Source organism: Acrocarpospora corrugata (assembly GCF_009687845.1).
In the GTDB taxonomy this organism is placed as follows: Bacteria; Actinomycetota; Actinomycetes; order Streptosporangiales; family Streptosporangiaceae; genus Acrocarpospora; species Acrocarpospora corrugata.
Genome location: NZ_BLAD01000073.1, coordinates 36,312 through 50,624 on the forward strand (window position 1 = coordinate 36,312; position 14,313 = coordinate 50,624).

Below are 14,313 nucleotides of genomic sequence, written 5' to 3' on the forward strand. Positions count from 1 at the left end.
CCGGAGGCCGGGCATGAGCAGAACGGTGCGGTTCGCGGTCGCGGGTGTGTGCGCGGCGATCGGGGCCTTGGTCATCGGGATGGTGGCGGGCGGGGCGGCGACGCCCCGGGTCATTCCCGGGCTGCCCGACGAGGGCGCGCTGACCCGCTGGATGGTGCCGGTCTCCAAGCTGTCCATGGACGCGGCCGGCGTGCTGACCATCGGGCTGCTGCTGATGGCCGCCGCGCTGCTGCCCAGCGACAAGGGACTGCTGGGCAAGTCGGCGCTGGAGTACGTGAAGGCCGCCTCCTGGGCCGCGCTGGCCTGGGCGGTCGCGGCGTCGTCCACCCTGGTGTTCGGATTGTCCCAGTCGATGGGGCAGCCGATCGGGGTGATCCTCGGCGGGAACGAGCTCACCAGCTACGCCAGCCAGACTCCGCAGGGCATCGCGCTCACCCTGGTGGTGCTGTTCGCGGTCTCCATCGCGCTGTTCGCGCGCGGGGCGATCACTGTCGGCGCGGCCGGCGGCCTGCTGGTCTTCGCGCTGGCCACGCTGCTGCCGCCGGCCCTGACCGGGCACTCCTCGTCCTCGCCCAACCACGGCCTGGCCACCACCTCGGTCGCCTTCCACCTGCTGTTCCTGGCCGTCTGGGTGGGCGGTCTCGGCCTGCTCTGCGTGCACGCGATCAGGTCGGCCGACAAGCTGCCCGTCGCCGCCGGGCGGTTCTCCCGGATGGCGCTGTGGTGCTTCGTCGGCGTCGGCCTGTCCGGCCTGGCCAGTGTGCTGGCCCGGCTGGCCACCGTCGAAGCCCTCTTCACCTCCGCGTACGGTCTGCTGCTGCTGGCCAAACTCGCCGCCTTCGGCGTGCTGGGCGTCATCGGCTGGTGGCACCGGGGCCGGACGATGCCGCACCTGGCCGCCGGGAAACCGGGCGCCTTCCTGCGGCTCGCGCTCGGCGAGACCATGCTGATGGCGGCCACCGTTGGCGTCGCGGTCGCGCTCGCCCAGACCGCCCCGCCGCCGGTGGAGATCCCCACCGACCGGGCTTTCGATCTGCTCGGCTACCTGGTCCCGCCCCCCATCACGCTGGGCAACCTGCTCACCCTGTGGTGGTTCGACCTGTTCTTCGCCGTCATCGCCGCCGCCCTCGGCGGGCTCTACGCCGCCGCCCTGGTACGGCTGTCGCGCCGGGGCGACCGCTGGCCGGCCGGCCGCACCGTGGCCTGGTTCATCGGCGTCGCCATCCTGGTGCTGGCCACCCAGAGCGGCGTCGCCCGCTACGCCCCGGTCCTGTTCAGCGTGCACATGACCGAGCACATGATCCTGTCCATGCTGGTCCCGATCTTCCTGGTCCTGGGCGCCCCCATCACCCTGGCGTTGCGCGCGCTCAAACCGGCCGCCCGCCGCGGCGACCGCGGCCCGCGGGAGTGGCTCACGGTCATCCTGCACAGCCGCGCGATGCGCGTGATCGGCCACCCCGGCATCGCCACCGCCCTGTTCATCGCCTCCACCTACGCCCTCTACTTCACCTCGCTGTTCCCCTCGGCGATGGAGGAGCACCTGGGCCACCTGGCGATGTCGACCCACTTCCTGCTCACCGGCTGCCTGTTCTTCTGGGTGATCGTCGGCGTCGACCCCGCCCCCCAGCCGCTGCCGCACGTGGGCCGCCTGATCCTGCTCTTCGTGACGATGCCCTTCCACGCCTTCTTCGGCCTGGCCCTGATGAGCATGGGCACGGTCCTGGCCTCCGACTGGTACGACCAGCTCGGCCGCACCTGGGGCGACACCGCCATCGCCGACCAGAAACTCGGCGGTGGCATCGCCTGGGGCTTCGGCGAGATCCCCACCCTGATCGTCGTCATCGCGCTGGCCATCCAGTGGTGGCGCGCCGACGACCGCCAGGCCCGCCGCGCCGACCGCCGCGCCGACGCCCGCGCGGCCGTCTCCGGCGGAACCGGCGACCCCGAACTCGACTCCTACAACGCCTACCTGGCCAAACTCAACCGCCCGAAGACGAAGTGACCGGTCAGGGCAGCGTCAGGATCTCGTGGCCGGTCTCGGTGACGAGGATGGTGTGCTCGAACTGGGCGGTGCGTTTGCCGTCCTTGGTGACGGCCGTCCAGCGGTCGGGCCAGATCTCGTAGTCGATCGTGCCGAGCGTGAGCATGGGCTCGATCGTGAAGGTCATGCCGGGGACCAGGGTGACGGCCAGGGACGGATCGTCGTAGTGCGGGACGATCAGGCCGGAGTGGAAGGAGCGGGCGATGCCGTGGCCGGTGAAGTCGCGGACCACGCCGTAGCCGAAACGTCTGGCGTAGGCCTCGATGACGCGGCCGACGATGTTGAGCTGGCGGCCGGGGGCGACCGCCTTGATGGCGCGGTTGGTGGCCTCGCGGGTGCGTTCGACCAGCAGGCGGGACTCCTCGTCGACCTCGCCGACCAGGTAGGTGGCGTCGGTGTCGCCGTGCACGCCGCCGATGTAGGCGGTGATGTCCACGTTGACGATGTCGCCGTCCCGCAGCACCGTGTCGTCGGGGATGCCGTGGCAGATGACCTCGTTGATCGAGGTGCACAGCGACTTGGGGTAGCCGCGGTAGCCGAGCGTCGACGGGTAGGCGTCGTGGTCGCACAGGAACTCGTGGCCGATGCGGTCGAGTTCGTCGGTGGTGACGCCGGGCGCGACGTGCTTGCCGACCTCGTCCAGGGCCTGGGCGGCCAGGCGGCCCGCGACGCGCATCAGCTCGATGGTCTCCGGCGTCTGGACGTCGGTGTCGCCGCGCTTGGGTTCCGGCTTTCCCACATACTCGGGACGTTCGATGTGGGCGGGGACCTTCCGGGTGGGCGAGATCCGCCCGGGGCGGAGCAGCGTCGTCATGCGGCAAGTCTAGTTGGGCGCTGACGGGGCAGGATGAGGTCGTGAACGAGCAATGGTGGTTCTGCCTGAAGCACATGCGCGTCGAGCCCGACCAGGGCTGCCCGAACAAGGACCGGATGGGTCCGTACGCGTCGGAGGTCGAGGCCGCCGACGCACTGAAGACGGCGGCCGAGCGGAACAAGGCCTGGAAAGCCCAAGATCAGGACAATGACGACGACTGATCCTTGACCGGAAATAGGGGACATTTCCTTATTTCGGCTGCCAAGCTGGGTCTGTGGGGGAGAGCGGTCTGAGCCGGGTGGACGAGCGGGCTCGTCTTTTTTCCGACGCCGAACGCCGGGTGGCCGAATTCCTGGCCTCCTGCGGCCACGACGTGATCGCGGCCGGAGCCGAGCCGACCGCGCCGCGCGGCCGCCTGGGCAACCGCCCCGACGCCCTGGTGGACGGCGTCCCCACCGACTTCGTCGTCCTCACCGCGGGTGACACCGGCGCCGCCGTCGCGATGGCGCTGAGCCGCGCCGCCCGCCACGCCGAGCAGGCCGTGATCGACGCCCGCGGCTCGGGGCTGCCCGCCACCGCCGCCCAGGAGGGAATCCGCCGCTTCCAAGCCGTCCCGCACAGCCGTGGCCTGCGCGGCTGGCGGGTGGTCGGGGACGGCTACGACATCAACGCGATGGCGGTCGCCCCCCAGGTCTGACCGGTCAGATCACCGCGTACGCGCGGACGGGGAAGGTGCCCATTCCGGCGATCATCGGCGGCGCGGCGTGGAACCGGAAACCCGACGCGGGAAGCGCGCCGAGGTTGGTCAGGTGCTCGACGATCGGGATGCCCGCGGCCAGCAACGCCGAGTGGGCGGGGCGGCTCCCGGCGGGGGGAGTGCTGTCGATGTTGAGGGAGTCGATCCCGACCAGGGCCGCGCCTTCGCCGACGAGCCAGGCGGCGGCCCCGCCGGTCAGGTACGGATGCCCGGAGAAGTAGGCGTCCGTGCCGAAACGCACGTCCCAGCCCGTGTGGATCAGCACGGCCTTGCCGGCCACGTCGAGGTCCTTCAGGTGGCTGACGTCCACGGCGTCGAGGCCCTGCGCGGCCACGACCAGGCCGCCCAGGTCGGCGATCTTTTCCAGCGGCACACCGGTCAGGTCCGGGCCTTCGGCGTACCGATGGTACGGAGAGTCCAGGTAGGTGCCGGTGTTCGCGGCCAGGGTGATGGTGCCGATGAAGAACTCGGTGCCGGGGGCGTACAGGTCGCGGGACTGCTCCCGGCTGAGGTGCACGCCCAGTTCGGGACCGGGGATGCCGGGATAGGTGATCATGCCTGCGGTGATGCGGTGGCTCAGCTCGATCAACGCCATGTCAGGTTCCCTCCGCGGTGCGGCTTGTCGCCCGTTTCGCGACGAATTTTCCGATGGCGAACACCCCGATGGCGGTCCAGACGATGTTCAGGATCGCCGACGGCCAGGCGCCGTGGTAGGCGCTGTTGATGGCCAGGGTGAGGGCGCCGACCATGTTGATCGCCTGGTAGGCGAAGCCGTTGCCGGACAGGCGTGCCGACGAGACCAGGCCGTATGCGATCAGCAGGGCAACCGCCCCGATGGTGCCAAGAATGGTGATAAATGTAGACATTTGCGTCAATCATGTGAGGGATTGGTGCTGTAGCGCAAGTGAAGAATACTTAAGTCCAGCGTAAGCTCTGCTTTATGGAGATCGACCCCCGCCGGTTGCGCATTCTGCATGAGGTCGCCCGCAGGGGCGGCGTCATGAAGGCAGCGGAAGCCCTGCACCTGACCCCCTCCGCGATCTCCCAGCAGCTGGCCCAGCTGGAACGCGAGGTCGGCATCGCGCTGATCGACCGCTCCCAGCGCAGGATCACGGTCACCCCGGCCGGCCGCGTCCTGTCCGCGTACGGCGAGCGCATCGAGGAACAGCTCGCCGAAGCCCGGCACGAGCTCAACCGTTTCACCGAACGCCCGGCGGGCCCGGTCACCATCGCCGCCTTCCCCACGGTCATCCGTCACCTGCTCGTCCCCGCGCTGGCCCGGCTGGCCGGCAGCCACCCGCTGATCACGCCGGTCATCCACGAGCTGTACGGCCAGCCCGCCCTCCAGGAACTCCGCCTGGGCGGCGTCGACCTGCTGGCCACCGAACGCGACATGAACCAGCCCGCCCCCGCCCTCCCCTCCATGTCCCGGCACCGCCTCTACGACGACGAGTACCGCATCGTCGCCCCGCCCGGCCTGGACCCGCCCACCGAGGTGGCCGACCTGGCCGACCTGCCGTGGGTGGCCGGCGTCCCGCACCAGGCCTGCGGCCAGGCCCTGGACCGGCTGGCCCAGTTCCACGGCTTCACCCCGCGCCGGGTGCACGTGATCTCGGAGTTCCCGCCTGCCCTGGACCTGGTCGCGGCGGGCCACGGCGTCGCGATCGTGCCGGCGCTGGCGCTGCTGGACGTCCCCGAGGGGCACGTCATGATCACCGACATCCACGGGGTGGGTTCGCGGCGGATCGAGGCGCTCACCCGCGTGAGCCGTACCAGATCGGGGGAGCCCGACCCGGTGCAGGGCGTCGTGATCGACGCGCTCAGGGAGGTCGCGCAGGAGCTCACCAAGCGGGTCACCGAGCTGAGCGGCGCGCGTTAGTCGATCGTCCGGGGGCCGGTCACCCGGTCCGCCAGGCGGGCCAGGCGTTCGCGCAGGGACGGGCGGTGCGGGAGTTCGGCGGCGGCCATGCTGATCAGGTGCTGCGCGCCGTCGAAGGAGAGCGGCCCGCCGAGCGCGGGGACGCAGAGCGCGTCGTGGGCCAGCGACTCCAGGTCGGGGTCGCCGCCGTCCAGGGCCAGGATGGTGGCGCCGGTCCTGCGGGCGTCCTGGACGCGCTCCAGCAAGGGGACGGGGGCCTGCCGCTCGGCGACGATCAGGAGGGTCTCGCCCCGGGTGGCGGCGGCCAGCCGGTCCAGGCCGATCCGCAGGTGGGCGGGGGCGTCCGCGGGCGGGGCCCAGCGGAGCAGGGTGGGGGCGAGCTGGTCCAGGCCGGAGAGCCTGGCCTCGTCGCCGAGGTGGGCGGTCAGGTGCCAGGGCTCCTCCGCCGGGGTGCCGATCAGGAGCAGGCCGCCGGGGGAGCGGGTGGCGCGCAGGGCGCGGCCGAACTCGCCGGTCCTGGCCACCCAGTCGGTGGCGGCGAGGGCCTCGCGCAGGAATCTGACCGCCGTGGCGTCCATGCGTTCCATGGTGCCCCAGGTCAGAGCGGTCCGGCATGGTTACGCGACATTGCCGGTGAGGCGTGTCACATTTTTCTGACCGCGGCTCTTGACCATGGGCTACCGACGGGTAACCATCAAGCTCACGGCGCCGTCCACCGAGCAGTGAAGCCACGAAGGGCGGCCTCTCCCCATGGACGTTCGAGTCAGAACCGCCGTGCTCGCCATCGGCTCCCTCCTGTCGACCAGCCTGTTCCTCGCACCCGCCGCCGCGGCCGGTCCCGGCGACGTGGTCGAGGCCACGCCGACCACCGTCTACCTGGCGCCGGGCCGACTGCTGGAGGTCCCGGTCAGGGCCTGGCACCTGCGCTACCGCTCGACCTCCGCGACCGGCGCCGCCACGATCGTGTCCGGCACGCTGCTGGTCCCGAAGGCGTCCTATCCGTTCGGCAAGCGCCCGGTCGTCGGGTACGCGGTCGGCACGCACGGCCTCGGCGACCAGTGCGCCCCGTCCCGGGCGATGGCCGAGGGGACCGAGCTGGAGCTCGCGTTCATGAGCCTGATGCTGCTCAAGGGCTGGGCGGTCGCGGTGACCGACTACGAGGGGCTCGGCACGCCGGGCCAGCACACCTACATGGCGGGCCGGTCGCAGGGGCAGGCCGTGCTCGACTCGATCAGGGCGGCCACCAGGACCCCGGGCGCGAACGTGGCGGCCGGCGGGCCGGTCGTGATCATGGGTTACTCGCAGGGCGGCTCGTCCGCCGGGTGGGCGGCCCAGCTGCACTCCGCGTACGCGCCCGAGCTCAAGCTCAGGGGCGTCGCGGCCGGCGGCGTGCCCGCCGACCTCAAGGCGGTGGCCGACAACCTGGACGGCGGCCCCGACTTCGGCCTGGCCGCGGCGGCGGGCGTCGGCCTGGACGCGGCCTACCCGGAGCTCGCGCTGGAGAACTACCTCACCGACGAGGGCTCCGCGCTGTTCGCGGACGCGCGGGACGACTGCGTGGGCGAGATCAGGTCCAAGCTGGCCGGGCGGCAGCTGGCCGAGCTGACCACCGCCGACGTGATGAACCGTCCCGACTGGCGGGCCAGGCTGGCCGAGAACCGGCTGGGCGGGGCCAAGCCGTCCGTGCCGATGTTCGTCTACCACGGCACCGGCGACGAGATCATCCCGATCGCGGTCAGCCGTACGCTGCGGCGCGAGTACTGCGCCAAGGGCGCCAACCTGCTCTGGACCTCGGTCCCGGCGGGCAGCCACGTGCTCGGCGCGGTCGAGGGCGGGCCGCTGGCGATCGCCTGGCTGGCCTCCCGGGTGCTCGGCCTGCCGGCGATCAGCAATTGCTGAACGCGCGGGCGTCCCGGCGGCGCGGGTCGCCGGGACGCCTGGCATGATCGGATTCATGGCTGAGCTGAGCGACATCTCGCAACTGACGATCGCGATCCTGGGCGGCACCGGTGACCAGGGCAAGGGCCTGGCCCATCGGTTCGCGCTGGCCGGGCACCGGGTGCTGATCGGCTCGCGGAACGCCGACCGGGCGTACGCGGCCGCCGCCGAGCTGGCCATCGCGGGCACCGTGGAGGGCGGCGAGAACGCGGTCGTGGCCGCCGAAGCCGACGTGGTGATCGTGGCGGTGCCCTGGGAGGGCCACGCCGCCACCCTGTCCGCGCTGGCGGGCGAGCTGGCCGGGAAGATCGTGGTGGACTGCGTCAACCCGCTCGGCTTCGACAAGCAGGGCGCCTACCCGCTGACGGTCGCGGAGGGCAGCGCGGCCGAGCAGGCCGCGGCCCTGCTGCCGCGGAGCCGGGTGGTCGGCGCCTTCCACCACGTCTCGGCCGTCCTGCTGCTGGACCCCACCGTGGCCAGCGTCGACCTGGACGTGCTCGTGCTCGGCGACGACCGCGAGGCGACCGACCTGGTCCAGGCCCTGGCCGCGCGCATCCCCGGCGTCCGGGGCGTCTACGGCGGGCGGCTGCGCAACGCCCACCAGGTCGAGGCGCTGACCGCCAACCTGATCTCGATCAACCGCCGGTACAAGGCGCACGCCGGTTTCCGCGTCACCGACGTCTGACCGTCACCGGGACGCGGCGACCAGCCAGTCGGCGATCTCGGCGGGGGCGACCACCTGGTGCAGGTGGTCGCCGGGGATCCGGGTGACCGGCCAGCCGCGCTCGTCGGCCTCCTTGGCGGCCCGCGCGTAGGGCTCGCCGAACCAGAGGTACGCGCCGCGCACGTGATCCCACTTCGCCGGCACCGGGATCTCCTGGTCGTAGTAGGCCAGCGGCAGCCGGGGCTGCTCGGCGACGATCTCCCGTCGGGCGGCCCCGTCCGGGATCAGCTCGGCGACCGCCTCGTCGGGCCACCAGTCGGTCCAGCGGGGGAGTATCCCGTCGGGGTCGGCCATCGCGCCGAGGAACGCCAGGTGCTCGGGCTCGGCCGCGCGGGCGGAACCGGTCCGGGGCGGCAGCGCCGCGTCCACGAACAGGCAGCTGCTGATCTGCCCGCGCAGCGCCTCCGCGATCAGCGGCACGAACAGGCCCGCGTTGCTGTGCGCGACGATGACGAGCGGCCCTTGCGGCGCCGAGGCAAGCACTTCGTCCACGATCCTCGGCCAGTACGGCGGAGCCCCCGCCCCCACGTCCACCAGCGAGGGCACGACCGCGGCCCGCCCCCGCGCCCGCAGCACGGCGGCCACCGGAGTCCAGGTCGACGGGCCCACGGAGGGACTGTGAACCAGCACGAAGGTCGAGTCCATTTGTCCAGCATTCACCGGGAATCGCGGTGAGGCGTGGACATCCTCTTAGCGCGAACAGAGATCCGGCTTACGTGGAGCGAACAAGATCATGGCTAGCGTTGCGCAGCGAATTGATCCTTTGTCCGGAAACGGAAGGCACAGCGGTGAGCAACCCCATCAGACAGAAGCGCCCGGCCGGCATCCTGGGCGCCGGGCTGGTCATCGCGCTCGGGGCTCTGACCGCCTGTAGCTCCGGAACCCCGATCGCGGCCGAGTCGGGCACCCCCTCGCCCCCGGCGGCGGTCCCGTCCGCGATTCAGACGGAACTGCCAGACCCGAGCCCGAGCGCCGCGCCGGTGGACCCCCGCAAGGTGACCTGCGAGTACCGCAAGGACGACAGCGGCAGCCCGGCCAAGTTCGTCGGCCTGCCGTCCAAGAAGCCGACCAAGGCCGCGCTGCGCGCCAAGACCATGACCGTGCGCACCAACCACGGCGACATCGTGATCGAGCTCACGCCGCAGACGCCGTGCACGGTGAACTCCTTCGCGTTCCTGGCGGGCAAGAAATACTTCGACAACACGGTCTGCCACCGTCTCGTGACGGTGAAGACCAACGGGGTGGACCTGCTGCAGTGCGGCGATCCGCAGGCCAAGGGCGACGGCAAGAACAAGACCGACGGGACCGGCGGCCCGGGTTACCTGTTCCCGGATGAGAACCTCGGTCCGCAGTACGTGCGCGGAGTGGTCTTCATGGCGCAGGGCGGGGACGCGGCCAACTCCAACGGCAGCCAGTTCGCGATCTCCTTCAGCAACGAGAACGCCCAGCTGCCCGCCGCGTACACGCCGTTCGGCGTGGTGGTGAAGGGCATGGAGATCGTCGACAAGATCGCCGCGGGGGGCGTCAACGCCTTCGTGGACGACATCACCAGCGACGAGGGCGGCTCCAGCGCGCCCAAGATCCCGGTCCGGATCAAGACCGTCGTGGTCAGCTGACGGCTCACACCACCAGCGGGTGCAGCGAGGCGCGGCGGCGGGTGCCGTCGTATTCGGCCCAGGCGGCGGCCAGGCGGGTGACCGATTCGGTCAGTTCGGCCTCCGGGTGCACGAACGGGAGCCGGAGGCGGTCCACGTGCTCGCCTGCCGGGTCGAAGGCCGGGCCCGGCGGGACGGCCACGCCGTGCCGGGCGGTCAGCTGGGCGAAGGCGCCCGCGTCGCCGCGCGGCAGCCGTACCCACAGGGTCTGGCCGCCCAGGGCGGGGTCGTGGGACCAGGTCGGAAGCTGGGCGCTGAGCTGGGCGCGCAGGTGGTCGTGGCGCCGCTGGAGGATGGCGATCCGGGTGTCGCGTACCTCGTCGAGGCGGTCGAGCAGGGTGACGGCGGCCAGCTGGGCGAGCACGTCGCCGCCCAGGTCGTGGATGGCGCGCAGGCGAGCCAGGCGGGAGATCACCGGCGCGGCGGCGCGGGTCCAGCCGACCCGGAGGCCGCCCCAGATGAGTTTGCTGAGCGAGGCGATGGTGATGAGCTGCTCCCCTGCGGCGTACGCGGCCAGCGGGAGCGGGACCTCGCCGTCGAAGCAGAGCTCCGCGGGGACCTCGTCGTCGATCACCGGGACGTCGGCCTCGGCCGCCCAGCGGGCCAGGCGGCGCCGGGCCAGTGGGGGCATGATCAGGCCGGTCGGATTGTGCGCGGTCGGGATCAGGTACGCCAGGGCGGGCTTGCCCACCTCGGGCTCACGCGGCGCGAGCAGCCCCAGCTCGTGGGCTTCGGCGAGGTCGCACGGCGAGAGCAGAGCCCCGGCGTCGCGGAAGATCTCGATGGCGCTCGGATAGGTCGGGGTCTCGATCCGCACCGTGTCGCCCGGCGCGACCAGCAGCGCGGTGATCAGCGAGATGGCCTGCTGCCCGCCGGTGGTGACCAGGATCTGGTCCGGCTCTGTGGGCAGGCCGCGGCGGCGGTAGTACTCGGCCAGCGCCCGCCGCAGATCCGGATATCCCGCCGGGTGGTAGCCGATGTCGTGACGAATCCGGCTTAGCCGGAGGATCGCCGTCTGGTACGCCTCGATCAGTTCGGGCGGCGGTTCGATCGGGGCGGCGCAGGTCAGCAGTGTCACCCCGTCCGGGGGATCGAGCACGTGCAGCAGCAGCGGATTGGTGACGCCGTCCGCCGCCCGGGTGGCGGGCAGCTCCGCCTCGGCCACCCGGGTGCCGCTGCCCTGCCGCCGGACCAGCCGCCCTTCCTGCTGCAGCAGGTCGTAGGCCGCGACCACCGTGCCGCGCCCGACCGCCAGCCGCCGCGCCAGCACCCGATCCGGCGGCAGCGCCGACCCCGGGGGCAGCAGCCCGTCGTCGATCAGGGCCCGCAGCCGGATGGCGAGCAGCAGGTACAGCGGCCCCCGCCCGGACGCCCAGCGCCCCAGCAGTCCGACCATCCGCTCGCAGTCCACGATGCCTCCATTGGTTCGAGAAGCGGACCAATTCCGTGCCATTGGATCTGACAAAGTGCCGGGTGACAAGCCATCCTTGGCGATATGAGTGCTTTTCGACCCGAAACGCGGCTTGTTCACCTGCCGAAGCCGGTGCTGAACGGGAGTACCCCGATCTCGGTGCCGATCTACCAGACGTCGGGGTTCCAGTTCGAGGATCCCTCGGTGTTCGCGGACGGGATGACCCGTCCGGACGGCGCGTTCGTCTACGGGCGCTACTCCAACCCGACCGTACGCTCCCTGGAGGAGGCCGTCGCCGGGCTCGAAGGGGGCGTGGCTGCCGTGGCCGCCGCCTCCGGCATGGGCGCGATCAACATGGTGCTGCTCGGGCTGCTCCAGCCCGGCGACCACGTCATCGCCCAGCACGCCCTCTACGGCGGCACCGCGCACATGCTCGACGACCTGGTCGAACGGTTCGGGCTCCAGGTCAGCTACGTGGCCGAGGACGACCCGGCGGCGGTCCTGGCGGCCGTCCGGCCGCAGACCAAGCTGCTCTACCTGGAGACCATCGCCAACCCGATGACCCAGGTCGCCGACCTGCCCGCGATGTGCGCCGCCGCGCGCGAGGCCGGGATCCTGACCGCGGTGGACAACACCTTCGCCTCGCCGATCCTGTGCCGCCCGATCGAGCACGGCGCCGACATCGTCCTGCACTCCACCACCAAGTACCTGAGCGGCCACGCCGACCTGCTCGGCGGCATGGCCGTCTTCGCCGACGACGCCCTGTACCGGAAGGTCTGGTCCTACTCCTGCGCCCTGGGCGCCACCCCCGACCCGTTCGCGTCCTGGCTGACCCTGCGCGGCATGCAGACGCTCGCGGTCCGGATGGAACGCCACTGCGCCAACGCCCGCGTCCTGGCCACCCGCCTGGCCGAACACCCGGCGGTCGCCGCCGTGCACTGGCCCGGCCTCACCACCCACCCCTCCCACGATCTGGCCGCCAAGCTGCTCTCCGACTTCAACGGCGTGCTCTCCTTCGACCTGCGCGGCGGCCGCCCGGCCGGCGAGCGTTTCATGAGCGCGGTACGGCTGGCGCTGCTGGCCCCCTCCCTGGGCGGCGTCGAGACTCTGGTCCTGCACCCGGCCAGCACCTCGCACCGCCTGCTCGACGACGCCCAGCTCGCCCAGGCCGGGATCGGCCAGGGCACGGTCCGCGTCGCGGTCGGCATCGAGCACGCCGAGGACCTCTGGGACGACCTGACCCAGGCTCTGGAAATCGCGGACCAGTAGAGTGCGCGGATGACTGTCACGCGGGCGGACGTGGACCGGGCCTCCGGCCGGATCGCGGGGTACGCGCTGCGCACCCCCGTAATCGAGGTCGAACCCGGGCGATGGCTGAAGCTGGAATGCCTCCAGCACTCGGGCTCCTTCAAGGTCCGGGGCGCCTTCAACCGCATGCTCGGCGCCACCCCGCCCGCCGCCGGAATCATCGCCGCCAGCGGCGGCAACCACGGCCTCGCGGTCGCGTACGCGGCCCGCCGCCTGGGCGTGCGCGCCGAGATCTTCGTGCCCGAGGTCTGCGCGCCGGTGAAGATCGCGGGCCTGCGCGCGCTCGGCGCGCGGGTCGTCGTCACCGGCGCGATCTACCAGGAGGCCCTGGACGCCTCCAGGAAACGCGCCGCGGAGACCGGGGCGGTGGATATCCACGCCTACGACCAGCTCGACGTCGCCGCCGGGCAGGGCACGCTGGCGGCCGAACTCCTGGAGCAGATCCCCGATCTGGACACGGTCGTGGTGGCGGTGGGCGGCGGCGGCCTGGTGGCCGGGGTCGTGGCCGGACTCGACGGCCGCGCCAAGGTGGTCGCCGTCGAACCGGAACGCATCCCCACCCTGCGCGCCGCCCTCGACGCGGGCGAGCCCGTCCGGGTCGGCGTCTCCGGCGTGGGCGCGGACGCCCTGGGGGCGAGCACGATCGGGCGGCTCGCGTACGACACGGTGGCCGGGCACGTCACCAGCGTGCTGGTGTCCGACGAGGCGATCATCGAGGCCCGCCACGCGCTGTGGCACGACCACCATGTCGCGGCCGAGCACGCGGGGGCCGCGGCCCTGGCCGCGCTGCGCGCCGGTGTCTACACGCCGGACGAAGGGGAGCGGGTGGCCGTGATCGTGTGCGGGTCGAACACGGACCCGGCCACCCTGTGAGTCAGCTGTAGCTGTGCTCGGGGGCGGGGAACGCGCCGTTCACGACTTCGTCGGCGAAAGTGCGGACCGCGCGGTCCATCTCGCCGGCCAGGTCCGAGTACTTCTTCACGAACTTGGCCGGGTGCTCGGTCAGGCCCATCAGGTCCTGCCAGACGAGCACCTGGGCGTCCGTGCCCGGCCCCGCGCCGATACCGATGGTGGGGATGGACAGCGCTGCGGTGACCCGGTTGGCCAGATCGGTGGGGACACATTCGAGGACGACGGAGAAGGCACCCGCGTGTTCGAGCGCCTTCGCGTCGGCCATCAACTCGTCGCCGGACTGCCCCCGGCCCTGAACCCGATACCCCCCGAAGGCGTTCACCGACTGCGGAGTCAGACCGAGATGCCCCATGACGGGGATACCCGCCGATACGAGGACCTCGACCTGGGGGAGAACCCGCGCGCCGCCTTCGAGCTTGACCGCGTGCGCCCCCGCCTCCTTCATGAACCGGGCCGCCGACTCCAGCGCCTGCTGGGGTGAGGACTGGTAGGAGCCGAACGGCAGGTCCGCGACGACCATGGCCCGGGATGAGCCCCGGACGACCGCCGCGGTGAGGGAGATGAGGTTGTCGACGGTCACGGGGAGCGTCGAGTCGTACCCGAAGACCACCATCGCGGCCGAGTCGCCGACCAGCATGACGGGGATGCCCGCCTGGTCGAAGACCCGCGCGGTCATCGCGTCGTACGCGGTGACCATCGGCCAGCGCTCGTGCCGCGCCTTGGCTGCGGCTATGTCGCGGACGGTGACCCTGCGCCCGGCGTTCCCGCCATAGAGCGCGCTTGCAGCACTAACAGAGGACATGGCTACCTCCATGGTCTCGTGGCGCCCCTGTGGCGTCCCCGGACAGTCAGATCATTGCATGCCGTCAGCAGC

Annotated in this window: 16 protein-coding genes; 9 read left to right on the forward strand and 7 right to left on the reverse strand. The window is 71.9% G+C overall.

All coding sequences use genetic code 11. From position 1 onward, the window contains the following. Positions 1–13: 13 nt before the first annotated feature. Positions 14–2,002 carry a bifunctional copper resistance protein CopD/cytochrome c oxidase assembly protein gene (locus Acor_RS29155; protein WP_155339967.1) on the forward strand — a complete coding sequence of 663 codons (1,989 nt, stop codon included), beginning with the start codon at positions 14–16 and terminating at the stop codon, positions 2,000–2,002. 4 nt (positions 2,003–2,006) lie between these two features. Here the strand turns inward: Acor_RS29155 and map are convergent, their stop codons facing one another. Then, positions 2,007–2,855: a type I methionyl aminopeptidase gene (gene map, locus Acor_RS29160; protein WP_155339968.1), complete on the reverse strand. Its 849-nt coding sequence runs from the start codon at positions 2,853–2,855 to the stop codon at positions 2,007–2,009. 41 nt (positions 2,856–2,896) lie between these two features. On the opposite strand from map, the gene Acor_RS29165 reads away from it, so the two are divergent. Next, entirely contained in the window at positions 2,897–3,076 is a 180-nt protein-coding gene (locus Acor_RS29165; protein ID WP_155339969.1) for a hypothetical protein, read from the forward strand. Between the two features lie 53 nt (positions 3,077–3,129). Next, positions 3,130–3,552: a CdiA C-terminal domain-containing protein gene (locus Acor_RS29170; RefSeq protein WP_155339970.1), complete on the forward strand. Its 423-nt coding sequence runs from the start codon at positions 3,130–3,132 to the stop codon at positions 3,550–3,552. A 4-nt stretch (positions 3,553–3,556) separates the two neighbouring features. Here Acor_RS29170 and Acor_RS29175 read toward each other — a convergent pair whose 3' ends face one another. Then, complete coding sequence (locus Acor_RS29175) at positions 3,557–4,207, reverse strand: cyclase family protein (protein ID WP_155339971.1); 651 nt, start codon at positions 4,205–4,207, stop codon at positions 3,557–3,559. Between the two features lies 1 nt (position 4,208). Then, positions 4,209–4,478, reverse strand: a complete 270-nt coding sequence (locus Acor_RS29180) for a CBU_0592 family membrane protein (RefSeq protein WP_155339972.1) — start codon at positions 4,476–4,478, stop codon at positions 4,209–4,211. Between the two features lie 74 nt (positions 4,479–4,552). Here Acor_RS29180 and Acor_RS29185 point away from each other — a divergent pair, with 74 nt between their 5' ends. Continuing rightward, positions 4,553–5,491, forward strand: a complete 939-nt coding sequence (locus Acor_RS29185) for a LysR family transcriptional regulator (RefSeq protein ID WP_155339973.1) — start codon at positions 4,553–4,555, stop codon at positions 5,489–5,491. On the opposite strand, the gene Acor_RS29190 is transcribed toward Acor_RS29185, so the two are convergent. Further along, positions 5,488–6,069: a hypothetical protein gene (locus Acor_RS29190; protein ID WP_174876212.1), complete on the reverse strand. Its 582-nt coding sequence runs from the start codon at positions 6,067–6,069 to the stop codon at positions 5,488–5,490. The two genes, Acor_RS29185 and Acor_RS29190, sit on opposite strands and share 4 nt — an antisense overlap. A gap of 172 nt (positions 6,070–6,241) precedes the next feature. On the opposite strand from Acor_RS29190, the gene Acor_RS29195 reads away from it, so the two are divergent. Beyond that, complete coding sequence (locus tag Acor_RS29195) at positions 6,242–7,390, forward strand: lipase family protein (protein WP_155339975.1); 1,149 nt, start codon at positions 6,242–6,244, stop codon at positions 7,388–7,390. 55 nt (positions 7,391–7,445) lie between these two features. Then, positions 7,446–8,114, forward strand: a complete 669-nt coding sequence (gene npdG / locus Acor_RS29200) for an NADPH-dependent F420 reductase (RefSeq protein WP_155339976.1) — start codon at positions 7,446–7,448, stop codon at positions 8,112–8,114. Positions 8,115–8,117: 3 nt separating this feature from the next. On the opposite strand, the gene Acor_RS29205 is transcribed toward npdG, so the two are convergent. After that, a complete protein-coding gene (locus Acor_RS29205) occupies positions 8,118–8,762 on the reverse strand; it encodes an alpha/beta hydrolase (protein WP_246239262.1) in 645 nt (214 codons plus the stop codon). Positions 8,763–8,941: 179 nt separating this feature from the next. On the opposite strand from Acor_RS29205, the gene Acor_RS29210 reads away from it, so the two are divergent. Then, positions 8,942–9,769 carry a peptidylprolyl isomerase gene (locus tag Acor_RS29210; RefSeq protein ID WP_246239264.1) on the forward strand — a complete coding sequence of 276 codons (828 nt, stop codon included), beginning with the start codon at positions 8,942–8,944 and terminating at the stop codon, positions 9,767–9,769. 4 nt (positions 9,770–9,773) lie between these two features. On the opposite strand, the gene Acor_RS29215 is transcribed toward Acor_RS29210, so the two are convergent. Further along, on the reverse strand, positions 9,774–11,219 hold the full coding sequence (locus Acor_RS29215) for an aminotransferase-like domain-containing protein (RefSeq protein ID WP_246239265.1): 1,446 nt from the start codon (positions 11,217–11,219) through the stop codon (positions 9,774–9,776). Between the two features lie 84 nt (positions 11,220–11,303). Between Acor_RS29215 and Acor_RS29220 the strand changes: the two genes are divergently transcribed. Both Acor_RS29220 and Acor_RS29225 read left to right on the forward strand, forming a co-directional pair. Next, entirely contained in the window at positions 11,304–12,488 is a 1,185-nt protein-coding gene (locus Acor_RS29220; protein WP_155339979.1) for a trans-sulfuration enzyme family protein, read from the forward strand. A gap of 9 nt (positions 12,489–12,497) precedes the next feature. Continuing rightward, positions 12,498–13,400 (forward strand): threonine/serine dehydratase, encoded by a 903-nt coding sequence (locus tag Acor_RS29225; protein WP_155339980.1) that lies wholly within the window; start codon positions 12,498–12,500, stop codon positions 13,398–13,400. 1 nt (position 13,401) lies between these two features. On the opposite strand, the gene panB is transcribed toward Acor_RS29225, so the two are convergent. After that, a complete protein-coding gene (gene panB, locus Acor_RS29230) occupies positions 13,402–14,241 on the reverse strand; it encodes a 3-methyl-2-oxobutanoate hydroxymethyltransferase (protein WP_155339981.1) in 840 nt (279 codons plus the stop codon). Positions 14,242–14,313 lie beyond the last annotated feature (72 nt).